Source organism: Leptodesmis sp. (assembly GCF_052746595.1).
The window spans coordinates 25,262-48,381 of sequence record NZ_JBRAGO010000016.1 but is presented as its reverse complement, the minus strand read 5'-3'; the positions used below and the strand labels follow the sequence as shown (position 1 = coordinate 48,381).

The window sequence follows — 23,120 nt, the reverse complement described above, 5'->3', positions numbered from 1 at the left end:
TGATCTATTTAGAAGCTTGAGGCTGTTCAGCCAAAATTTCTGTAACTGTAACCTTAACTTGACCCTGGCCTAGTTGCACCTGGAGTTCTTCACCCAGAGATAAAGTTTCCGTAGAGCGGGCGATCGCCCCATTGCTCTGCCGCACTACCGCGTATCCCCGTTTCAACACCGCTTTGGGATCCAGGGTGGCTAATTTTTGCTGCAGCAGTTGGCAATGTTGTTTCGCTTGCTGCAACTGCTGGGTACTGTGTTGAATCAATCGTCGCTGCATCCAGCCCAGAAGTTGTGTTTCCTGATGCGGTTTGCGATCGAGTTGCAACTGCTGCAGGCGGATTCGCAGTCGTTGCAGCCGATCGTGGGCCACTTCCAGTCGATATTGCATGGCATCGTTGAGAGCCAGCATTCGTTCTCGATGTTCGGCATACAGGTCAGCGAGTTGGGGAACGGCTTGTTCGGCGGCAGCGGTGGGGGTATGGGCACAAAAATCGGCAGCCAGATCAGCCAGCGACTCATCTCGTTGGTGGCCAATTCCCGCTATAACGGGGATAGGGCATTCAACAATTGCCCTGACCACTCGTTCGTCATTAAAACAGGCCATATCCTCGATCGCTCCACCACCGCGTGATAGAATTAGTACATCTGCTCTGCCATCTCGGATGACTCGTGCGATCGCTCGGACGATGGCATTGGGAGCCTGATCACCCTGAACCAGTGCCGGAGAAAAGAGCACATGCAAGCCAGGATAGCGTCGTCGTAGCGTCCGTTGAATATCTCCCCAGGCAGCGGCTTGCGGGGAGGTGACCACTGCCACAACCCATGGATGGGTGGGTAACGGACGTTTTCGTTGAGGATCAAACAAGCCCTCAGCTTCTAACCGATGGCGCAGTTGACGGTATCGCAGTGCCCGTAAGCCCTCTCCTCCCGGTAACACCTGCCAGACAATCAACTGGTACTGTCCCCGTTGAGGGTGCACATGGATCCGACCCAGGATAATCAATTGCTCTCCCTGGGTTGGCAGAGTGGCCAGGCGATCGATTTGGTGATTCCAGACCACGCAGTTAATGGCCGCCTTTTCGTCTGGATCCTGCAGGGTAAAAAACAGGCCACTGCGATACCGCGTAGCACTGGACACTTCCCCTGTCACCCAGATCTGCTGCAGTTGGCCATCTTGTTCCAACAAGACCTGGATGTAAGCTGTTAAACCTGCTACAGACAGGGCTGTATCTGGAACCAGGAGGTTATGAAAATAGGATGTCATACTTGATTAGCAGCAGCAGCAACTGTTTATAGATTAACCAGACTTCTCCAAAACCGAGGTAAACAACTAAAATTCCTCTAAACCAAGTCCAGCTAGAGAACTGAAGTCTGCCTATAGGAAAAACTAAAAACTACAGTTCTGGACTTGGACAAGGTTCAAACCCCCTACCCACTCGGTTTTCCCACATCCATTCATACTCTTGCGTTGAGGCGCTCATGGCTACTAAAACTGATAATTCCTCCGATAAGCAAAAGGCTCTGAACCTGGTTGTGACGCAGATTGAGCGCAACTTCGGTAAAGGTAGCATTATGCGCCTGGGAGATGCCACCCGCATGAAAGTTGAAACCATTCCGACTGGCGCATTGACTCTAGATTTGGCGTTGGGCGGGGGGTTACCCAAAGGACGGGTGATTGAAATTTATGGCCCGGAAAGCTCGGGTAAAACAACTCTAGCTCTCCATGCGGTTGCAGAAGTGCAGCGAAATGGTGGGATTGCCGCCTTTGTAGATGCGGAGCATGCGCTGGATCCTACCTATGCTGCAGCTCTGGGGGTTGATATTGATAACCTGCTGGTGTCTCAGCCTGATACGGGAGAAGCCGCGCTAGAAATTGTCGATCAACTGGTGCGATCGTCGGCGATCGACATCATTGTTATAGACTCCGTGGCCGCTTTGGTACCCCGTGCGGAAATTGAAGGCGAAATGGGGGATGCTCACGTGGGCTTACAGGCTCGTTTGATGAGTCAGGCACTGCGAAAAATTACCGGCAATATGGGTAAGTCAGGCTGTACGGTGATTTTCCTCAACCAACTGCGGCAGAAGATCGGCGTGACCTATGGTAATCCTGAAACCACGACTGGGGGGCAGGCACTCAAGTTCTATGCCTCAGTGCGACTGGATATTCGCCGAATTCAAACTCTGAAGAAAGGCACGGAAGAATATGGCAACCGGGCCAAGGTGAAAGTGGCCAAGAATAAAGTTGCTCCCCCATTCCGGGTGGCTGAGTTCGACATTATTTTTGGCAAGGGCATCTCCAGTCTGGGCTGCTTAATCGACCTGGCAGAAGAAACAGGGGTGGTGGTTCGCAAGGGAGCCTGGTACAGCTATAACGGTGACAATATTGCTCAGGGACGGGACAATGCCATTAAATATATGGAGGAAAAGCCCGATTTTGCTAAGAAGGTAGATCAGGAAGTTCGCCAAAAACTGGAAATGGGGGCGGTCGTTTCAGCGAATTCAGTGGGCCATCCTGACGAAGATGAGGACGATGAAGATTACGAAGAAGAGTAAAAAAATCCGTTAGTCCTGAGAGGATGGGGGGGTGGGAGAATGAGAGTGGGAGAGGAACCCATCATCCCCTCATCACTCCTATTTACTTCTGCGTCAGACAAACCAACTTATCGGACAAACTTCAAGATGACTTCTGCGGTGGTTTGAGGTTGTTCCAAGTGGGGGACATGGCCACACTAACCGATCCAGACCAGATGGCTGTCTGCGATCGCCTGCTGAAATTTCTCGGCATCGGCGGTGCCTAAAATCTGGTCAGTATCTCCCCACAAAATCAGAGTGGGGTGCTTGATCTGAGAAATTTTGTTTGCCAGAAAGTTATAGCCACCGCTCTTCGTAAAGGCCACTAATGCCTGATTCCAGTTGGGATGTTGCAGGTGCAGGGCAGCACATAGTTGAGCATCTGGAGTGACAAAGCTGGGGTCATGATAAGCTTGCGGACTGACCTTGCGGCGTACGCTGGGACGACGCAGAAATTCCGTCGCTAAATATCCCAGAGGCGGAATCATCAATTTAGCGATGTCTGGGCCTTTGGCAAATCCAGCACTGTCAATCAGCACCAGATGTTGGACAGCCTGGGGATAGGTGAGGGCAAAATCGATCGCCACAGCCCCCCCATCGAAGCCCCAATCAGGATAACGGGTTCCCCAATCAAGGCTTTCCAGGTGTAGTAAAGGTGGGTCTTAATCGCTGCTGGAGTGAAGGGGATCTTCGGGGGACGATCGGTAAAGCCAAACCCCAGTAAATCGATGGCCCAGGTTGAGCAGTGCTCGGCTAACCGGGGTTGCAACCGCCGGAATTCCAACACAGAACTGTTATACCCATGTAACAGCAGTATGGGAGGATGGCCCGTTCCCTGGTGTACGTAAGTTGTGGCGATCGCTCCACTAGCCAGCGATGTTTGGATGGGTTGCCGTTGAATACTCTGAGCCAGTGCGATCGAGGCAGCTTCGCTAAGTAGGGCAGTATCGGCTGGTAGAAAATCGGGAAACACAAACTCTGACGTTAAGCTAATTGCACTCGTAAATTTTGTAATCCAAAATCCAAAATTCCAAATGATCCTGCCTCTCAGTCTAAAATATTACCTCTATCTCATTAGGGATGCCAGCCTGAAGGAGATGACCCGCTCAAGGCTTTAAGAATCCTACGAGAAACAATTGGAGAGGGAAATTTTAACTATACGGTTGGGTCTGGAGACGCATGGTAAGGGCGAAGAGTCTTGACCAAAACCTCGGAGGTTTAAGCCACTACGCTGATCACGATGCTTAATTTTGGTTACAACCTCCGAGATTTGCGTAAGTCCTATTCTTCCTTAATCCCCATTACCATTTGTAGGACAAAGGGAACGCCTCCCGCCTGATGGTATCTGTCAGCCCAGGCGCGGATCACCTCATCCAGTTCTTCCATGGCTTGGTTAATCCGTTCTGGAGGAATATCCAGTTCTTCCAGAATCCTCATCACCCTAGGTTTTCGGTTGGCCCAGTCATTCATCAGGCGGAAGTAGCGAGCCGTATCCTCCACCATGATGTAGGTGCGTTCTTCCTCAGCTTCAGGAGAGTAGGAAGCTCTCGTCAATGCGTAGAAAGGCATTCCCCAGGGAGAATCAATGCGAGTTACCGTACCGGAATAAAGCAAGCGTCGGCGAATGTGTTCTGATAATGCCTCACTTAGGGGCGTCCGGCGATCGCTGGGCAGGTCTTCTTGGGAGCGAGCGTGCAGAGACTCCACTAAATCCAAAAACTCGTAAGAGCTAATCACCTGAGCATCCGGTAGGTTTCCCTGGGGCAGCTTTTGCTCAATCTGCCGTTTTTCTTCACTGGTCAAACTGGTGGCGGCAATGCGCGATCGCCCGGGCTGCCAGGGAAACTGCTCCAGCCAGATGTAGGGAAATTGGATCAGATACCGGGGTTCCTGAGAACCCAGCATCTTCAATAACTTACCCTCTGTCAGGGCTTCCCGCACCTCTTCCACAATAGCCTTTACACGCTTTGGCTCAATGTGATGTAAATGCCCCGTCATTCGCAGGTTTTGATCCTGCTCCAGATAGGTCATATAAATGGCACATTTAGCCGCTGTTGCCGCTGCATCCAGAAAGGCTCCGTGACGATGCCCACTGGTTCGCATGGCACTGAAGGCAAGGTATAACATGATCTGATCCATCGCACTGGGACTGAGGCGTTTGATCAGATCGAGGTCGTTAGTCATTTCAATAAGGTTACCCATTTAGAACCATGATGCAAAGAAGATTCTTAGCGCTAATCCTCGCTGGCAATCCTTGTTTTACAGCGGATGAATCTATACACCTTGTCATAATCTAAACCTTGTCCAAGTCCAGAACCGTAGTTTCTCTGGTAAGAAAACTCCAGTCTTCTAGCTGGACTTGGTTTAGAACCATAGTTTCTCTTATCAAAAAACTCCAGTTCCCTAGTTAGACTTGGTTTAGTTAGGCAACACACAGAATATTGCAGCAACCCCTGATGGAAGAAAGGCTAAATCATCCAAAATATAGACGCGCCATCCTTCTCCAGGCCCAGAACCGTAGTTTCTCTGATAGGAAAACGACTGTTCTCTAGCTGGACTTGGTTTAGCTTTTAATTTCTATAGTATTGCCTAATTTACCCAGTTTTCCGCAATTCTCCTTGTAAAGTTGGCATTTTCAGGTTCATAAGAAGGGCAAGTAGTCCGACTCTCAGGCCAGCGATTGCTTTAGCCATTGAGACTCCAGACGACCACTGCCTCGATGTCTGGGCAGCCTTCTATTGCCTCTCACAATTACTTGATTAATAGAAGGAGCCTGGAGACTGGTCAAAGAAAGATGTTGCAGAGATAGGGGGGGTTCGTGGTTTGAAGAAACCGATACCGTAAGCAGTAAGCCAGAGACTAAGAGGGAAGTGAAAAGACGCATAAGGAAATGTCCGTATCAGATCGCTAATTCTTGATACGGAGCTTCCCTGGGTAGATCAGGATAACTTTACACAAGGAGCTAGTTGTTAAAGTTAAAAAAATTGGAGACGCGATCGCGCCCCCAAGTCAATGAATTATTCAATTTTTAGCCAACTAACGGCCTAGCGATCGACCGATCCCATAATCACGTCAATGCTACCCAGAATGGCTACAATATCGGCCACCTTCATGCCGCGTAACAGGTGGGGAAGGATCTGGAGATTATTGAAATCAGCAGGACGAACTTTGAAGCGCCAGGGGAAAACATTGTCATTGCCCATAATGAAAACGCCCAGTTCTCCCTTGCCACTTTCCAAACGGACGTAGTGTTCGCCAGCGGGAATTTTCCATGTGGGCGCAATCTTCTTACCAATGTACTGGTAATCAAAGCCATCCCATTCCGATTTGGGGCCAGCCGCCAACCGCTTTGCCTCCAGGTTTTCGTAAGGGCCGCCGGGCAACATCTTGCAGGCTTGGCGAACGATCTTCACGGATTCCCGCATCTCCCGCATCCGCACCAAGTATCGGGCAAAGGCATCGCCAGCCGTCTCCCACTGCACTTCCCAGTCGAAGTCATCGTAGCACTCGTAGTGATCCACCTTGCGCAGATCCCACTTTACTCCGGAGCCTCGCAACATCGGGCCAGACAACCCCCAGTTAATGGCATCTTCCCGGCTGATGGTGCCGATCCCCTCAACGCGACGACGGAAGATGGGATTATCCGTGACCAGCCTCTCATACTCGTCTATCTTGGGCATGAAGTAGTCGCAGAAGTCGAGACACTTATCCACCCAGCCATAGGGCAAGTCAGCGGCCACACCGCCAATGCGGAAGTAATTATTATTAACCATGCGGTACCCTGTAGCGGCTTCCCACAGGTCATAGATCATTTCCCGTTCCCGGAATTGATAGAAGAAGGGGGTTTGGGCACCCACGTCTGCCAGGAAGGGGCCAAACCACAACAGGTGATTGGCAATCCGGTTTAGTTCTAGCATGATGACGCGAATGTAGCTGGCGCGTTTAGGAACCTCGATTCCGGCTAATTTCTCAGGTGCATTAACGGTAATGGCTTCGTTGAACATGCCCGCAGCGTAGTCCCAGCGGCTTACGTAGGGGACGTACATAACGGGGGTACGGTTCTCAGCAATTTTTTCCATGCCGCGATGTAAATAGCCAATAACTGGCTCACAATCGATGACGTTCTCCCCATCCAAAGTTACGATCAATCTCAATACCCCATGCATTGAGGGATGGTGAGGCCCCATGTTGAGAATCATGGGTTCAGTTTTGGTTTCGATCATTACCATAGGTAAACGGTTCCCCTTGCGATCGCTTGAGCGGGTTAAATGATAGTAAACACCGACAGCCGTAGCCGGGACAGTGCTTTGCTTATATTACGTCTTCTTAAAATTATAGGGAGTAATCGCACTCCGCAGGACAACGGAATTCCAATGGATCATACGCACTCAAAAGCGCAACGATAAGTTAGGTTCAATATTTAGAACAATGATCAAGGGAGTGGGGAGTGGGGAGTGATGGGTGAATCAGTGGATGGGGGGATGCGAGGGGACGCAGAGGCGGTGAGGAGAATGGGGGGTTATAGAGATGTTTCGCTGGAGCGTCTCGATGGGGAATTGAGGATAAATGCAGAAATATTAAGGATGATTCGTGGATAGGGAGCAAGACAATCGGGAGCCGCCATTTGAATTCAGGCATATTCCGGTTCTGAGTCAGGATGTGGTGACAGGATTGGCCGTTAAAGCAGGGGGACACTACCTAGATGCCACTGTCGGTGGTGGAGGGCACAGTCGATTGATTCTAGAAACGGCACCAGCGGTGAAAATTACGGGACTGGATCAAGATGTCTGGGCGATCGCGGCGGCTCAGGAAACGCTGGCTCTTTTTGGCGATCGGGTGCGGCTCTACCAGACGAACTTTGCCAGCTTTGATCCAGGTGAATGTAGGTTTGACGGCATCCTGGCGGATTTAGGGGTGAGTTCGGCCCAGTTTGATACGTCAGAACGAGGTTTCAGCTTTCAGAAAACGGCCCCCCTGGACATGCGAATGGATCAACGGCAGGCATTGACGGCAGCCGATCTGGTCAATACCTGGGAAGAAACGAGACTGGCCAATCTCATCTATACCTATGGAGAAGAACGGCTCTCTCGCCAAATTGCCCGCCGGATTGTGGAACGCCGTCCTTTCACTACTACTACAGATTTAGCGGCAACTATTTTCCATGCTGTTCCCCGTTCCTATCGCTATGGGCGGATCCATCCAGCAACTCGTACCTTTCAAGCCCTTCGTATCGCCGTCAACCGGGAATTAGAGGTCTTAGAAGCCTTTCTCGCTCAGGCTCCTGAATGGTTGAAACCAGGGGGACGGTTGGCGGTAATTAGTTTTCACAGTCTAGAAGACCGGATCGTGAAGCATCGGTTGAAGGAATCGCCCCTGTTGCAAGTGATCACCAAAAAACCGATCGTAGCTGGGGAGCAAGAGGTGGAGAAGAATCCCAGAGCGCGATCGGCCAAACTGCGAATTGCCGAGCGAGTCGAGAGCTAACCCAAATCAATCCCCAGGAAGTGATCCAGGAAGCGGCTGCGCCAGATCGCTCGCAAAATGAAGCACCATTCCAGGGCGATTAGACCAATGAATAGATAGCCCAAGGGACTGAGGGGAGTAAGCTCAAAAAAATGGCGGAAAGGGGGCACAGCCACGATCATGAAGTAAATACCCAGAAGGATGAAAGCGACGATCGTATAGCGCCAATCACCACTCAACGGTTCGCCACCGACCCATTGCTTTGTTGGTGGTTTCAGAAATGGCAGCAGCAGCAGCTGCCCCATCACCAGGATTGTCACGAGAGCGCTACGGGGTTCACCATAATCCAGTTGGGATGGATCCATTGTTGGTGGGAGATCGAGGACGGCCACCACTAGATAAAACAGGTAAACTACCAGGGCGGTGAGCGTCAGGGTGAGGGTAGCGGGGATGACAAAGTGGAGCATCGATCGCACCATGCTACGACGGGGGATCGCTCCAGGTTTTGCCCAGATGGGAATAAACATGGCGGGAAAGCCCACGCCAATCAGCGCGACGATTGCACTGTGCTTGTTTTGTAATGGGAAACTATCAGTGACGATCGCGGTAGCAAAAATCAGCAGGGTAACACAAAAGGTTCTGACTAGAAATAGCTTCATCACATCCTGAATTCCGTTGCGAATGCGTTGCCCTTCTAGAAAGGTGTGCGGCAGTGCGCCAAAAGAATCTTTCAACAGTACGATATCGGCAACTCCACGAGTAGCTTTACTACCGCTCTCCATAGCGATCGCCAGATTCGCTTGTTTCAAAGACAGGACATCATTGACCCCGTCTCCCGTCATAGCTACATAACGGCCCTGCCGCCGCAAACTTCTCACCAGTTCTGCTTTTTGTTCCGGGGTAATGCGGCCAAATACGGTGCTACTTAAAGCGGTCTGGTCAAATTGGGCCTGATCCATCAGGGCCAACTCTTGTCCAGACACCACCGTAATTTCAGATCTCAGTCCAGCTTGTTTTGCTAGAGCTGCCACTGTTTTGGGATTGTCACCAGAAATAATTTTTAATTCAATACCTGCTTTGGCAAATCCGGCCAGGGTTTCGTGTGCTTCCGGGCGGAGTTGATCACTGAACCGTAAAATCCCCAATGGCTTCAAAGACTTGGGTAAGACAGGGGGAGCGTTTTCCTGACTGAGCGATCGTACTTCTGGACTGTAGGCAAACAACACCACTCGTAAGCCTTGGTGGGCACCTTCCTCAATGTAGTGCAGCATGTCAGGAGTCATGAACTCTGCGGAAAGAAGGACTTCAGGTGCGCCAAGAACGTAAGTGCCGGGGTTGGGGAGCGGGGATGATGGTGTACCCTGGTCTTTAGGCTGGGAGAGATCGTTGCTGAATTCATTGCCGAAGACGAGGGCACTCCATTTGCGAGCCGAGGAGAAGGGGACTTCGGCGAGGGGTTCGTAGATGATGCCAGGGCAGGCGTTGGAGAGAGCCTCACTGGTCTTGTTTCCGGCTTTGGTGCTGGCGGCATAGATGCCCAGGAGCGATCGCAGGTCGGCCTCGCTTATGCCGATCGGGTAGACTTCCTGGAGTTCAATCTGGTTCGTAGTTAAGGTGCCTGTCTTATCCAGACACAGCACTTCCACATTGCTGAGAGACTCTACGGCATTAGCCTGTTGAATCAGCACATTCTGACCAATCATCCGCACGGCTCCTAAGCCATAGGCCAGGGTAATAGCCAACAGTAAACCCGCTGGCACCAGGCCTGCAATCACCGCCGATCGCTGTACCACGTCATTTAAGGAGTAGGAGCGGCTGAGAAAGCTAATTCCCACCAGAATCCAAAGAAAGCAGGCAATCAATAGAAACACCCGGATCACCACGTTGATCTCTCGTTGTACCGGGGTTAGGATTTGCCGGAAGGCCCGTGCTCCACTCATAAGTTGGTAAGCCACCGTAGTTGTGCCCACCTGCTCAGCTTCGTAACAGGCCGTGCCACTGACGCAAAAGCTACCGGAGTAGACCGGATCGCCAGCCACTTTCGGGATCGAATCCGATTCTCCGGTTAATAGAGACTCATCCACTTCAATCCGACCGTCGCCCACGATCGAGCCATCTACCACAATTTGATCCCCAGGATGCAGCAGTAAGATGTCGCCTAAGACAATCTCGCTGGGGTCTACTTGCTGTTCCTCACCGTCCCGCAGCACTGTCGCTTTAGGTCGATACAAGAGGGCAATTTCATCGAGTTTCCGTTTGGCCCAAATTTCCTGATAAATATTAATGAGCACGCCGCCAAAAATGACGACTACCACCAGCACGGCATCACCAATCCGCCCTAATAGAAACATCACCAGGCTGATAGTAAAGAATGCCGCATTGATAAAAGTAAATAAATTTTCTTTAAAAATCAGACTATAGGGACGGCTACTCTGGAATGGGACATGATTTCCCTGGCCAGCAGTTCGTCGGGCTATGACTTCGCGATCGCTCAACCCCTTCAGAACTGGGGCTAAACCTTCATCCTTTTGACTCATTCACTTATCCTGCTACCGTCCTGGAAAAAGGCATTAAAACCAAGTTCAGCTAGAAAACAGAAATTTCCCTTAAAGGAATCTTTTCCATCAGAAAACTAATAGTTCTGGACTTAGACAAGGTTTATTTATGCCGCAGTAGTGCGATTTTAACTGTCTTCTGAGGACAACGATCGTGCTGACTATAATTAGTTTTTGGGCAGAAAATAGTAGCAAGTAGTCTTTTACGATTGCCACTTGCGGTAATTATGAAAATGGGCTTTGCTCTCTGCCTTTTGCTATTTCTTGCTGAGAGAGCAGCAGGATAATGAGAGAGGAAGAGGGGCAGTATCAATCAGACTGCCTGAGATGTTGATCTAAACCTTGTCCAAGTCCAGAACCGTAGTTTCTCTGATACGAAAACGACCGTTCTCTAGCTGGACTTGGTTTAGCATGAAAGTAAAGCAGGAGTAGGGTGATGGATGATTCAGCGTTTGTTTTGTTTATCGGGTTTGGGTTGCTATAGACGGTAATGGGAGTCGTGACAGTGATCGCGTTGCTCAAAGCCGATGGTCAACCCATCCGCTTTGGGAAATGGGGATTGCTGGTGGCGGTGCCGATCCTGATTCCTCTCATTTCGGCCCTGCTGTTTGCCGCTGTCTATCATCCATCCTCTGGGTTGTAGCTGAAAGGTAACGGCTTTTCAGGTTGCAGCTAGACCACCTGCTTAGACTGGAGTTCGTCTTTCAAATTAGCAGGAGCGATCGCTCCATACTCGGTAATAATGGCGGCAATCAGGTAGGCCGGAGTAACATCAAAGGCTGGGTTGTAAAATTCGGCTCCAACTGGGCACAGTCTTGTATCCCCGACCTGATAGACTTCATCAGAATTCCGTTCCTCAATCGGAATCTGGCTACCATCCGCGATCGCAAAATCGATTGTAGATAGGGGAGCCGCCACATAAAACGGAATGTTATGTGCTCTAGCGACCAGAGCCAGACTGTAAGTACCAATTTTGTTGGCAGCATCCCCATTGGCAGCAATGCGATCGGCCCCGACCACCACCAGATCAATCATGCCCAACTTCATGCAATGAGCCGCCATATTATCGGTAATCACCGTCACAGGAATGCCTTCCTGCACACATTCCCAAGCCGTTAGCTTGGCTCCCTGCAAGCGGGGACGGGTTTCATCTGCGTAAACTCGCTCTAAGCGTCCGGCAGTCCAGGCGGAACGAACGACTCCCAGGGCTGTACCATATCCGGCAGTCGCCAATGCACCAGCATTACAGTGAGTCAAGATCCGTAGTTTGCTGGGAGAATTTGGTAAGACACTCAGGCCGTAATCCCCTATTTGCTGACAGGTTTTGATATCCTCCGCGTTAATTTCCTGAGCCGTTTCTAGCAAGACCTGTTTGAGATGAGCTATCGGGCCGAGGGTCTGCTGGGCTACCTTGATCATGCGAGCGATCGCCCAGAACAAATTCACGGCTGTCGGACGGGTTGACCGCAGGCGTTCCGCAACCCTCTCTAGTTGGGCCAGAAACTCACCCCGATCCTCAGTCTTAATATCCCGTGCGCCCAAATACATGCCATAGGCCGCAGCCACCCCAATGGCTGGAGCACCCCGCACAATCATCGTCTCGATCGCCATTGCCATGTCTTCATAACGGCGAATCTCCACCATGTCATACTCATTAGGCAGGCGGGTTTGATCAATCAGCCGCACATGATCGATATGCCAGATGACGGGATAAACGGGATTTGCTGAGGACATAGGATTTGGTAATTAGGAACTAGGGCAATTATCTACGAAATCGCCTTGCTCCTGCTCGGCGATCGCGCGACAATGAAATGTAAAAGGATCTTTATATAACGATACGTTTCCTTAATATGACCATGGAGACAGCAGCAACTCTTCCCGCTGCTCAACAATCTCAAACCCATCAACCAGAACCACAGTTATCGGCTCTCAAGCACCAGCAGACTGACTATGACCTGGTGATTGTCGGAGGGGGAATCGTCGGCCTTACCCTCGCCTGTGCTTTACAAAATTCAGGTTTGCAGATCGCTCTGATTGAGGCCAAAGTGGAATCTGCCGCAGTGACTAGAGGTCAGGCGTACCACATCAACCTGCTGGCCAGTCGCATTTTTCAGGGAATTGGAGTCTGGGAGCAGATGCGTCCCGCGGTCAATCCCATTGAGCAAATTCACCTCTCTGACGCGAACCATCCCGGTATTGTGCGGTTCTTTTTGCATGACTTAAAAACGAATGCTCTGGGCTATGTGGCGGAACATCGGGTAGTCTTGCAGGCATTACAAAACCATCTCCAGCACTGCCCCAATGTGACTTACTGGTGTCCTGTAGAAGTCGTCACGACCGAGGTTCAAACCGATCGAGTGGAACTGGAATTAAACCAGGATGGAACGACCCGACGAATTCACTCGCGGTTACTGGTAGCGGCAGATGGGGCACGATCGCCGATTCGTCAACGAGCCGGAATCCCGACTTATGGTTGGCAGTACTGGCAGTCCTGTGTTGTGGCCTTTATCCAACCTGAAAAACCCCATAACAATATCGCCTACGAGCGCTTTCAAGCCGATGGCCCCTTTGCCATTTTGCCCCTTCCTGATAATCTCTGTCGGATTGTGTGGACGGCTCCGAAGGCGGAGGCAGAAGCAATTCTGGCTTTGAATGAAACCGATTTTTTGGCCAAGCTCAAACGGCGATATGGGGATCAAATGGGGAACCTGTCTCTTGTCGGACAGCGCTATCTATTTCCAGTGCAGTTGATGCAAAGCCGCCGTTATGTGCAGCCCCGGCTAGCTTTAATGGGAGATGCTGCCCACTGTTGTCATCCGGTGGGGGGGCAGGGAGTTAATCTGGGAATTCGAGATGCGGCAGCCTTGGCCCAAGTTCTGGTTACGGCTCATCAACAGGGGCAAGACATTGGAGAACTGGCCGTTTTGCAAGAGTATGGACGCTGGCGATCGCTGGAGAATTTGATCATTTTGGGCTTCACCGACTTCCTCAACCGCACCTTCTCCAACACCTTTCTGCCGCTGGTAGTGCTTCGTAGACTGGGATTATGGGGCTTGCGGCATATTCGTCCCCTCAAAATAACTGCCCTGAAACTAATGACGGGTTTAAGCGGTCGTACCCCTGATTTGGCTAAGGATTGAGGAGGGTAGAGAGAAGGTAAGAAAAATGAAGAAGGGGATGGGGGGATGGGATGATGAGACTATGGGAATCCATTATTACATCCTCTCACCCTCGCATCATTTATCCACCATTCACACTTGCTCAATCTAAAATCGCAAATCCAAAATCCAAAATTGCTTGCCTATGCGAACGATCGCTGAGATTAATGACAAGATTAGCCGCAAAGCCGCTACCGTCTGGACGGTTGAGGAATTAAAGGCGCGAGTAGCGGACGTTGGGATCGCGCAGGCGGCAAAGGAAGTTGATGTGATTACCACAGGCACATTCGAGCCGATGGAGTCTTCTGGCGCGATTATCAATTTGGGCCACACGGATCCACCGATCAAAATCCGCCAGTGCTGGATAGATGGGGTTCCTGCCTACTCCGGATTTGGAGCGGTTGATCTTTATCTAGGAGCAACGCAGGTGGGGGAATCGATGGATGGAGAAGAAGTTCGGGAACGGGGAGGCGGCCATGTAATTGCCGATTTGATAGCAGGCAAACCTGTTCACCTGAGAGCGATCGGCCAGGTGACAGACTGCTACCCTCGCGCCTCCTTTGAAACCACGATCACGAAGGACACGATTAATCAGTTTTATTTATTCAATCCGCGCAATGTCTACCAGAACTTTATTGTCGGTGTGAATGGGGGCGATCGGCCTCTTTTTACCTACCTTGGTCCCCTACAACCCCGTTTAGGCAACGCCGTTTACTCCAATCCTGGGGCTATCTCTCCTCTACTCAATGATCCTGATTTGCAGTTGATTGGGATTGGTACCCGCATTTTTCTGGGAGGCGGAATTGGGTACGTTTCCTGGGAAGGGACGCAACATTTTCCCTTACAAAAACGATTGCCTAACCGAACTCCCATTGGCCCCGCTGCGACGTTGGCCTTAATCGGAGATGCCAAGCAGATGGATCCACGCTGGGTGCGGGGATGCTATTTCAAAAACTATGGTCCCTCCCTGATGCTGGGTGTAGGAATTCCCCTACCTGTTTTGCAGGAAGAAGTTATAGCTCACTGTGCGGTTCGGGATCAGGATCTGGTCGCTCCCGTCGTTGATTTTTCAATTCCCCGTCGAGTTCGGCCTACGTTCGGCCTGGTTAGCTATGCCCAGCTTAAAGGGGGACGCATCGTCATTGATGGTAAGCCAGTCCGGGTGGCTCCTTTGGCCAGCATTTATTTATCTCGCCAGGTTGCCATGGAATTGAAACAGTGGATCGAGGCCGGAAAGTTTTACCTGAGTGAATTTGTTGGTGCGATTCCCAGCGATCGCACCTTCCTCCCGCAAGACGTTTGGGGTTCCCAAATTGAAATCAACTGAACCGCTGGAACATATCTACCAATCCAACAAGGTCAGGCTACTTCTTAGCCCTAGCCTTCCCCAGATGGCTCACTACGCTTAACAGGTTTAGCGGCTGCTTCACGGCGGCTCACTGGACGGGGGGAACCACTAGGACGACCAGCACCCCGGCCTGCTACACTTCGACCACCAGATCCCATTGGCTTACGAGGACGGGTTCCTCGGCTTCCCATCTCTTTAGACCTCTTCTTCGGTGGAGGCAGCCCAACACAAGTCCCATCCTGAATGACCAGAGCGTTATTCTGAAGCTTGACGTTTAAATCCCAGAAGTACCCTAATGTTTTGGGGCTGTCTAAAACACCGTGCAGACTGAGCTTAAACGACTTAGCTTTTTGAGAACTTTTTCTGGGAGCCTGTTGAATTTTAACAACCGTATTCTGTTCTTCTGGGGAATGAAAAACCACTTCTCCCCGAATAGAAAAGTATCCATCTTCTACCCCTGGGTCTGTTACTTCCTCAACTGCAGATGTTTCAGATGCAGTTGAGCCTGCTTCAGCCAATTCATCGGGTTGGCGCTTGAGAGTTTCTGGCTCCCAAACTCCCACAATTTGCATGTGTAGTTCTTTTTCCCCTTCACGAGTTCGGGGATAAACCACCCACAAATGGTCTTTTTCCAGATCAATATGGTTACGCACCAGACTCATCACCCGTCCTAGTAACACGGCGTTATACACAACGCTGTCTGGTGTAACCAGAGTACCTCGCGTAAATTCTTCTTGGGAGGAGGTATACCGTCCTCGTACTACCCCGATCGCCCGGTACTGTTTCGGTTCACTGGGGGGTGGAATGGGTTGCTGCCTCAATACAGCTTCAACGGCCTGCTCCTCCGGAGTGGGTTGAACAGTAGATCTGGCAACGGGTACTGAAATGGAGGCCTGTTTAGCCGTTGCTGGGGGAGGAGTCGGAGCCTTGGCAGGTTCAGCAACAGGTTGGGGCCGAACCGGACGCATTGGTGGGCGATGCAGAGTAGGAGCATTTTCCTGAGAGCCCTGAGGGGGGGGCGGAGTTGGGGCAGGCGTGGTCTCAGAATTAATGGATGGCTTAGACTTTTCTGACACCTGCTGATCCGCGGGAAGGGGATTAGTTGCAGCAGCAGGTTTCGAGGGTTGGGGGGACAATTCAGGCGAGGGACTCATAGGCTCTTATTGAGGCAGGTGCATGGATGCATCAGTTTGCATATTGTACTGAATGCAAGCAGGGTACAAACGAATCAGAACAGTTTATGCAAACTTTGAGAGCTTTAAAAGATTTCAACATCCTTCAACTTATCGATTGATAAGCTCTGGCCCAATCATATTAGGTCAGAGAATTCCTTCTTAACACTCAAATTAGTAGACAGCAAGATCGATTAACTCATCATATCGAAAAGCCAATAACAAGGATATTTAGGTTAACCGCGATCGGCCACTGTCACATTCATTATGTTCAGTAATTACTGAACATAAAAAACTAAGATATGTTACAGTATGATTATGAACTGAGTACCTGCACCGTGAACTTGAGCAACAGTCTGATTCGTCAAGAGCAAGAGGTTAGAGAAAAGCAATTTATCGAAGAGGTTGGGCTTTTGTTTGAGATGGTGGGGCTACCTCGAATGGCCGGACGAATTTTTGGCTGGCTTCTGATTTCCAACCCACCCCATCAGTCCCCAGGAGAATTGGCTGAAGTGCTGCAGGCCAGCAAAGGCTCGATCAGCACAATGACCCGACTGTTGGTGCAAATTGGCCTAATTGAGCGCATCAGCCTACCTGGTCAACGACGGGATTATTTCCGCATCAAATTGAATGCCTGGTCTGAATTGAGCAAGCAACGTCTGACCCAAATCAGAGCCTTTCGCCAGCTAGCGGAACGAGGGCTGGAGTTATTGCAGGGAGAAGACCCCCACTTACTGCAGCGGTTAGAGGAAATGCGAGATATGCATGCCTTCTTAGAGCGGGAGCTGCCCCTGATGACTGAACGTTGGGAACAGCAGCGCAGCAAATCTGGCCTACCACAGAGTTAACCCGCCAGACTGCGATCGCTAGAATTCTTACCTTAACTCTTTTTCATCCCTGTCCCCTGCTTCAACGTCTTTTGTTTTTCATCTTTTGTCTGTTCTTTAGCTATTCTCATCCCTAAGCATCATGCAACTTCCCTGGATCGATAAAGTGACCAAGCGATCGTCCCCCTGGTTGATCGGACTGCTTGCCGCTGGTTTGGTTGGTGTGCCTGCTGCAACCGTTGTGGCATTGCGGAATGCTGCCCCCAAGCAGAATATTGCCGAATACACCATGCCCGTTCAGCAGAAAGATGTCACCGTGCGAATTACTGCTAACGGTGAAGTAATTCCTGTGCGGCGGTTGAACCTGAATCCTAAAACGGCAGGACGGCTAGCAGAACTGTATGTGGAGCAGGGCGATCGCGTGCAGCAAGGTCAGATCATTGCCCGTATGGATAGCCGAGAATTACAAGCCCAGCGACAACAGGCTCTGGCTGAACTCTCGAAGGCCGAAGCCAATCTCTCGCTCTTAAAAGCAGGCAGTCGCCCGGAAGCCATTGGTCAGGCCCAAGCTGGTGTGAATCAGGCGCAGGCAGCCATTGCAGCAGCTCAAACTCGCCTGGATCTGGCCAATCAAAGGGCTAGTCGCAATCAGGCATTAGCTGCTGAAGGAGCCATCAGCCGCGATCGCTTGGACGAAGTAATCAATGAACAGCGCAGTGCCAAAGCGAACCTGGAACAGGCAAAAGCAAGCTATAACAATGCTGTCCAGCAATTGAATCAGCAGGAAAATGGCCCGCGATCGCAGGAAATTGCTCAGGCGGCGGCTCAAGTGGAAGCGGCACGGGCCAATTTGAAAGCGATTGATACCCAGATTGAAGACACGATCATTCGTGCTCCTTTCGCGGGCATCATTACCCAGAAAAATGCCACACCCGGAGACTTTGTGACCCCCACCAGCTTTGCTTCCAGCACCTCTTCAGCCACCTCAATCGTGACTCTGGCAAATGACCTGGAAATTTTGGCCAAGGTGCCCGAAGTGGATATTGGCCAGATCAAGCAAGGTCAGGAAGTAGAGATTCGGGCGGATGCTTTCCCCGATCAAACCTTCAAAGGAATTGTTCGCTTAGTCTCGCCGGAAGCGAAAGAAGATCCAACTCAACGAGGGGTGATTACATTCGAAGTAAGAGTCAGGATTGTTAGTGGTAAGGATACGCTGCGCTCTGGGATGACGACTGATTTGGCATTTTTAGGCAAGCAGAAGAATAATGCCCTGATGGTACCTACAGTGGCGATTGTCACCAACAAGGGACAACCGGGGGTTCTCATTCCTGATCGCACCAATAAACCCAAGTTTCAGCCTGTAACGATCGGCCCCAATATTGGCAACGAAACAGAAATTATAGAAGGTATCAAACCGGGAGATCCGGTGTTTGTAGAGCTTCCGGCAGGACAGAAGTTGGACGACGTGATTAAAGGCATGGAGAAAAAGTAGGCAGCAAATAAATATGGATCTCGTCGAAAGTGGCAAGATGGCTGTCAAAACCCTAACAGCCAATAAATTACGCAGCGCCCTGACAATGCTGGGAATTATCATTGGCAACGCCTCGGTAATTGCCATGATTGGCATTGGTCAGGGAGCACAAAGACTGGCCTCAGAACAGTTTGAATCCCTGGGACCCAACGTACTGTTTGTATCTCCGGGAAGCCGCGAAATGCGGAACCGCACCTTCGATTTGCCAAAAACACTGGTGTTGGAAGATGCCAAAGCGATCGCGACGCAGGTTCCCTCAATTAAAGAAGTCGCCCCGCAACGGCAAAGTCAGCTACCGATCGTGTATCGCAACCTGAATACGAATTCTCTGGTGGTTGGGACTACGCCGACCTTCCTATCGGTGCGTAGCTTTGATATGGCCAAGGGACGCTTTATTACGGATCAGGATGTGGAGCGCAACACGCAGGTGGTGGCTCTGGGTTCCGACCTGGCCAATCGCTTCTTTGGGAACCAGGATCCGATCGGACAGGAGATCCGTATCAAAGGGGTTACCTTTCGGGTGATTGGGGTACTGCAATCGAAAGGCGCTTTCTTGGGCAATAACCAGGATGATGCCGCCTATGTCCCGATTACAACGCTGGCTAATCGTCTGACAGGCCGTACCTCGCCCTATGGCTTAGATCTTACCTTTATCTCAATTTCTGCCAAGAACGAAGCCAGCATTCCGGCAGCGGAATTCCAGATCACGAACCTGCTGCGACTGCGGCATAAGATTACCACTTCGGATGACTTTACCGTTCAAACTCAGAAAGACATACTGCAAATTGTCGGCACGATTACAGGTGGTTTAACGATTATGCTGGCAGCGATCGCCGCCATCTCCCTGGTGGTGGGTGGCATCGGGATCATGAATATCATGCTGGTTTCCGTCACCGAACGAACTCAAGAAATTGGGTTGCGGAAAGCGATCGGAGCCTCCCAGGAAGACATCCTGGTGCAGTTCATGATTGAAGCCGTGATTCTTGCCGCTGCAGGAGGATTTTTGGGAACGGCCATTGGCGTAGGTGGAGTTCTCTTAGTAGGAGCCTTCACCCCGCTGCAAGCCGGAATTTCCCCTGTGGCGCTCGCGATCGCCACGACTGTCTCCGGTGGCATCGGCCTCTTCTTTGGTGTCGTTCCCGCCCGTCGCGCTGCCCAACTCGACCCAATCGTCGCCCTCAGAAGCAACTAATACCATGTCCACTATCGTTCGCCTCGAAGACATTTACAAAATCTATGGTTCCGGTGAAACGGAAGTGCAAGCCTTAGCAGGAGTCAACTTAACCGTAGAGTCGGGCGAATTCTGCTCGATTATGGGAGCCTCCGGCTCTGGAAAATCGACCATGATGAACATCATTGGCTGTCTGGATAAGCCGACCTCTGGTCGCTACTACCTGGACAACGTGGATGTGTCCAATCTGGATGACAAAGCCCTGGCCCATGTGCGGAACCGAAAATTGGGGTTTGTCTTCCAGCAGTTTCATCTGCTGCCCCAACTCTCGGCCCTGGAAAATGTCATGCTGCCCCTGGTCTATGCCAATGTAGCGGAACGGGAGCGGCGCGATCGGGCGGTAGAAGCCCTCACCCAGGTTGGGTTGGCCCATCGGTTGCATAATCGACCCAATCAGCTCTCCGGAGGACAACAACAGCGGGTGGCGATCGCCCGGGCGATCGTTGGCCATCCCGTCTTACTGCTGGCGGATGAACCCACCGGAGCATTGGACTCGCGCACAACCACCGAAATTCTCAATATCTTTGCTGAACTCAATACCACAGGGATGACGGTTGTCATGGTGACTCATGAACCGGATGTCGCCCGCTTCACCCGCCGCATCATCTGGTTTAAGGATGGCCGGGTGATGAACCAGAATCTTGCTCCGGAAGAACTGGGTCATTTGATGACAGCCGCCTGAGCCTGCCGACGAACCACAAACAGGAGCACTGAATGGAGTAGCCCTACCAATTTGTCCAGTTATTGCACTTTATTGCACTGGGTAATTAATCAAGTAATTCTGAATCATGTCCAGCGGCTGCTTTTCCAGAGGTATAAAAACAGAACCCCTGCAACGATCGCTCCCAGGCTCCACTTCACAGCATTTTTGAGCAATCCAGATGCCTGGCTGGCCGCCGCTCCTTGAACCTGAGCCGGAAGTTGCTCCCGAAAGGCTTTAATCCGGGTTTCAATCTGGTCCTTGACAGCGGCTGGATTTTTGGGATCTACCTGAACCCCTAGCGCGTTTAACTGACTGGCCAGAGCCTTAATTTGTTCAGGATTGCTTTTGTTCAGTTGATCTTCCAATTGCTTCAGTTGCGCCAGACGCTGATCCACCACTTTTCTGGCCTGTTGTTCTGCCTGTCCCTTCAGGCTGACCGATTGAAAGACAACGGCAGGGGCCATCAGGAAAAACAGAACAGCCAGAATCATGCAGAGCCATGAGAGAATTCGCAGGGTTAGTTTTTCTGGCCCTCTCCGTCCATAAAACTCCCCAAAAAATACCAGAGCAAATCCCAGTAGGGGGACAACGACCCGTTCCACAAACTGGCCGATTGTTTGCAGTCCCCAGGTTGGGTCTGAAGTCTGAACAGAAGTCAGAATGTGGATTACATCGATCAGCGCGAAAATTAGAAGACCATAGCCGATCCAGCGTAAGCGATAGACTGTTAAATTTTCGCTGGCATCACCCGTTGACATTGCCATTGATTGGCTCCTCCTGTTGAAATAGCGGCGTTCTAAAAGGCTCAAGATGGGGGCGGAAAGTTGGATTGCCACCATTTATTCCAAGAGAACCAGGTTGTTTCTAGTGTTTTGTAAGTGGCTTCGGTTGCGGTTGCCGTTCCCGCGTTGGAATTTGTCTTCACGGGAGTAGACATAAATGTCCACAGGCAACGACGATCAATCAAAGGCTCTTTCCCCAGTAACCAGGGTAATAAACGAGAGGCTTGCAGGTCGTAAGTGTAACGGTTTTGAGTAAATTGCTGTTCCGTTACCGTACTTTCTCCTCGCGGATTAACGCAAGCACTTAAGTAAGCATTCCCCTTATGAGACAAAACTCCGTAATACCCCACCCCGGGTTTGTGCCGAATTTTCATTGCGGCATTAGCTGTCCGCACCGGAGTATAGACAAACAGATAACGGCTGACGTTGCCATCACTGGACATATACTGCAATTCCACATCCAGGGGGCGATCGCCCTGTTGATAGCGGTATTGCCTGCCAAACTGAGCCTCCTTATGGGGCTTGGTCGAAGTGCTGTTGACAAACTGCCAATCCTGCATGGACACAGTTTCTGGTAAAGGATTCGGTTTTTGGGCCGCAGCCTGATCCTTACTTTCCTTGGGAGCAGTCGCCAGCTTTGCTGTGACCAGCACTGTACCCAAAAACGTAACCGCCAATAACGACAGACGAACCGATTGCCAGGTTAACTTATGCATTGCCTTTTGCTCCTGAATCGGGGGTTTGGGGAGGCTGACGCAGGAAGGTTAACCAGCAGAAACAGCCAAAGATGAATACTGAAATGGCGGCGAAGACGAGGGATCCATTTCCTTCATGCCAGTAATCGAAGGCACTTTTATTCCCAGCGTTGTTCAGGATAACCATGAGTGCTACCCGAATGGCATTCACAAAAAAGCCAATCAGGACGGCAATTACCACACAGAGAAGCTTCTTCACGTGGGAGCGAATCGGAAACATGAGCAAGAACAGCACGGAGATGGCCAGCATTTGTAGGATACTTTGCAACCCCGAACAGGCTCCGTAAACCTCAACACGACTGGTTGGCAGGATCAAGAAAACACCCTGGCGCTGAACATTAAAGCCCACATACCAGAGCATTACATTGGCAGCTTTGGCTGTAATTTCAGACAGGTCAATAATTTGTAAGAGCAACTTCAGGAAGGGGTAGATGGCCAGCAATCCGAAAATGACTAACTCTTTCCAATATTGTTTGAGTCCTTTAAACCCTGAAGCCATGAGACCAACACCCAGGGCCGATAACAGGGGAATTACCCAGGCCGAACTGACGGAGTCTCCTGATAGGGCTGTCCTCAACAGAATGAACACCAGCAGCAGCAATCCCAACACAGTCGGCAACGGCTTGCTCTCAAGCATCAACGCGTCGTGCTTATCCCACACTAAAGACCCTGCCGCAACCCAAAATAAAATCGCAGTTGCGAATATATCAGAGTCATCAAGGCGGCTCAGTAAAGTTAGGTGCAGGGCCGCGATCGCAGCCACAATAGCCAAAAGCCAGAATTTTGGCTCCTGCAGACGTTTTGACAATTCCATCTTGCTCGCCACTTCAGCAACAATTATGAATGTCCCCTTTGGGGCTTCACTTTCCAGAGTTCCCAAGAAAAAGTTGACTGTAAACCCCTTTCTTCAAAACTTTAGAGAAAAATCATCTGAAATCCCCGATATTTACAGTCTAAGAGATTGATTTTAAGGGCAATTCATGTATTGGTTTGTTCTAATCTTTACGGGGTCTAAAGCAGAGGAGAAACT

The 23,120-nt window shown here is 50.8% G+C and carries 20 protein-coding genes; 9 read left to right on the top strand and 11 right to left on the bottom strand.

The genetic code is table 11. From position 1 onward, the window contains the following. Positions 1-4: 4 nt before the first annotated feature. Positions 5-1,258, bottom strand: a complete 1,254-nt coding sequence (gene xseA, locus ACUVQO_RS05535; RefSeq protein ID WP_445924892.1) for an exodeoxyribonuclease VII large subunit — start codon at positions 1,256-1,258, stop codon at positions 5-7. 215 nt (positions 1,259-1,473) lie between these two features. Here xseA and recA point away from each other — a divergent pair, with 215 nt between their 5' ends. Beyond that, positions 1,474-2,547, top strand: a complete 1,074-nt coding sequence (gene recA / locus ACUVQO_RS05530; protein ID WP_445924891.1) for a recombinase RecA — start codon at positions 1,474-1,476, stop codon at positions 2,545-2,547. Between the two features lie 176 nt (positions 2,548-2,723). On the opposite strand, the gene ACUVQO_RS05525 is transcribed toward recA, so the two are convergent. From ACUVQO_RS05525 to ACUVQO_RS05510, 4 genes are all read right to left on the bottom strand, one after another. Then, on the bottom strand, positions 2,724-3,152 hold the full coding sequence (locus ACUVQO_RS05525; RefSeq protein WP_445924890.1) for an alpha/beta fold hydrolase: 429 nt from the start codon (positions 3,150-3,152) through the stop codon (positions 2,724-2,726). Next, positions 3,098-3,538 carry an alpha/beta fold hydrolase gene (locus ACUVQO_RS05520; protein ID WP_445924889.1) on the bottom strand — a complete coding sequence of 147 codons (441 nt, stop codon included), beginning with the start codon at positions 3,536-3,538 and terminating at the stop codon, positions 3,098-3,100. The genes ACUVQO_RS05525 and ACUVQO_RS05520 overlap by 55 nt, the downstream gene beginning before the upstream one ends. Positions 3,539-3,846: 308 nt before the next feature. Further along, positions 3,847-4,749 carry a heterocyst differentiation master regulator HetR gene (gene hetR / locus ACUVQO_RS05515; RefSeq protein WP_445924888.1) on the bottom strand — a complete coding sequence of 301 codons (903 nt, stop codon included), beginning with the start codon at positions 4,747-4,749 and terminating at the stop codon, positions 3,847-3,849. An 860-nt stretch (positions 4,750-5,609) separates the two neighbouring features. Next, positions 5,610-6,794, bottom strand: coding sequence for an NAD(P)H-quinone oxidoreductase subunit H (locus ACUVQO_RS05510; RefSeq protein ID WP_445924887.1), 1,185 nt, complete (start codon positions 6,792-6,794; stop codon positions 5,610-5,612). A 361-nt stretch (positions 6,795-7,155) separates the two neighbouring features. Between ACUVQO_RS05510 and rsmH the strand changes: the two genes are divergently transcribed. Next, positions 7,156-8,049 (top strand): 16S rRNA (cytosine(1402)-N(4))-methyltransferase RsmH, encoded by an 894-nt coding sequence (gene rsmH / locus ACUVQO_RS05505; protein ID WP_445924886.1) that lies wholly within the window; start codon positions 7,156-7,158, stop codon positions 8,047-8,049. Here rsmH and ACUVQO_RS05500 read toward each other — a convergent pair. After that, positions 8,046-10,565, bottom strand: a complete 2,520-nt coding sequence (locus ACUVQO_RS05500; RefSeq protein WP_445924885.1) for an HAD-IC family P-type ATPase — start codon at positions 10,563-10,565, stop codon at positions 8,046-8,048. The genes rsmH and ACUVQO_RS05500 overlap by 4 nt on opposite strands. A 508-nt stretch (positions 10,566-11,073) precedes the next feature. Between ACUVQO_RS05500 and ACUVQO_RS05495 the strand changes: the two genes are divergently transcribed. Further along, complete coding sequence (locus ACUVQO_RS05495; protein ID WP_445924884.1) at positions 11,074-11,226, top strand: hypothetical protein; 153 nt, start codon at positions 11,074-11,076, stop codon at positions 11,224-11,226. A gap of 29 nt (positions 11,227-11,255) precedes the next feature. Here the strand turns inward: ACUVQO_RS05495 and mtnA are convergent, their stop codons facing one another. Beyond that, positions 11,256-12,317: an S-methyl-5-thioribose-1-phosphate isomerase gene (mtnA, locus tag ACUVQO_RS05490; protein ID WP_445924883.1), complete on the bottom strand. Its 1,062-nt coding sequence runs from the start codon at positions 12,315-12,317 to the stop codon at positions 11,256-11,258. A 116-nt stretch (positions 12,318-12,433) separates the two neighbouring features. Here mtnA and ACUVQO_RS05485 point away from each other — a divergent pair, with 116 nt between their 5' ends. Both ACUVQO_RS05485 and ACUVQO_RS05480 read left to right on the top strand, forming a co-directional pair. Then, positions 12,434-13,723: an FAD-dependent hydroxylase gene (locus ACUVQO_RS05485; RefSeq protein WP_445924882.1), complete on the top strand. Its 1,290-nt coding sequence runs from the start codon at positions 12,434-12,436 to the stop codon at positions 13,721-13,723. Positions 13,724-13,886: 163 nt separating this feature from the next. Beyond that, entirely contained in the window at positions 13,887-15,068 is a 1,182-nt protein-coding gene (locus ACUVQO_RS05480) for a homocysteine biosynthesis protein (RefSeq protein ID WP_445924881.1), read from the top strand. Between the two features lie 50 nt (positions 15,069-15,118). On the opposite strand, the gene ACUVQO_RS05475 is transcribed toward ACUVQO_RS05480, so the two are convergent. Beyond that, on the bottom strand, positions 15,119-16,243 hold the full coding sequence (locus tag ACUVQO_RS05475) for a hypothetical protein (protein WP_445924880.1): 1,125 nt from the start codon (positions 16,241-16,243) through the stop codon (positions 15,119-15,121). A 320-nt stretch (positions 16,244-16,563) separates the two neighbouring features. On the opposite strand from ACUVQO_RS05475, the gene ACUVQO_RS05470 reads away from it, so the two are divergent. The 4 genes from ACUVQO_RS05470 to ACUVQO_RS05455 all read left to right on the top strand — a co-directional run bounded on the left by ACUVQO_RS05470 (position 16,564) and on the right by ACUVQO_RS05455 (position 20,532). Beyond that, positions 16,564-17,109 carry a GbsR/MarR family transcriptional regulator gene (locus tag ACUVQO_RS05470; protein ID WP_445924879.1) on the top strand — a complete coding sequence of 182 codons (546 nt, stop codon included), beginning with the start codon at positions 16,564-16,566 and terminating at the stop codon, positions 17,107-17,109. Between the two features lie 121 nt (positions 17,110-17,230). Continuing rightward, positions 17,231-18,580, top strand: coding sequence for an efflux RND transporter periplasmic adaptor subunit (locus ACUVQO_RS05465; RefSeq protein WP_445924878.1), 1,350 nt, complete (start codon positions 17,231-17,233; stop codon positions 18,578-18,580). 13 nt (positions 18,581-18,593) lie between these two features. Continuing rightward, on the top strand, positions 18,594-19,811 hold the full coding sequence (locus tag ACUVQO_RS05460) for an ABC transporter permease (protein ID WP_445924877.1): 1,218 nt from the start codon (positions 18,594-18,596) through the stop codon (positions 19,809-19,811). Between the two features lie 4 nt (positions 19,812-19,815). Further along, positions 19,816-20,532: an ABC transporter ATP-binding protein gene (locus ACUVQO_RS05455; protein ID WP_445924876.1), complete on the top strand. Its 717-nt coding sequence runs from the start codon at positions 19,816-19,818 to the stop codon at positions 20,530-20,532. A 104-nt stretch (positions 20,533-20,636) separates the two neighbouring features. Here the strand turns inward: ACUVQO_RS05455 and hpsJ-A are convergent, their stop codons facing one another. The 3 genes from hpsJ-A to crtA are packed head-to-tail and all read right to left on the bottom strand — an operon-like array spanning position 20,637 to position 22,904. Continuing rightward, positions 20,637-21,317 (bottom strand): HpsJ-like protein, cyanoexosortase A-associated, encoded by a 681-nt coding sequence (gene hpsJ-A / locus ACUVQO_RS05450; protein ID WP_445924875.1) that lies wholly within the window; start codon positions 21,315-21,317, stop codon positions 20,637-20,639. 41 nt (positions 21,318-21,358) lie between these two features. Continuing rightward, on the bottom strand, positions 21,359-22,051 hold the full coding sequence (locus ACUVQO_RS05445) for a cyanoexosortase A system-associated protein (protein WP_445924874.1): 693 nt from the start codon (positions 22,049-22,051) through the stop codon (positions 21,359-21,361). After that, positions 22,044-22,904 carry a cyanoexosortase A gene (gene crtA, locus ACUVQO_RS05440; protein ID WP_445924873.1) on the bottom strand — a complete coding sequence of 287 codons (861 nt, stop codon included), beginning with the start codon at positions 22,902-22,904 and terminating at the stop codon, positions 22,044-22,046. The genes ACUVQO_RS05445 and crtA overlap by 8 nt, the downstream gene beginning before the upstream one ends. Positions 22,905-23,120: the final 216 nt, after the last annotated feature.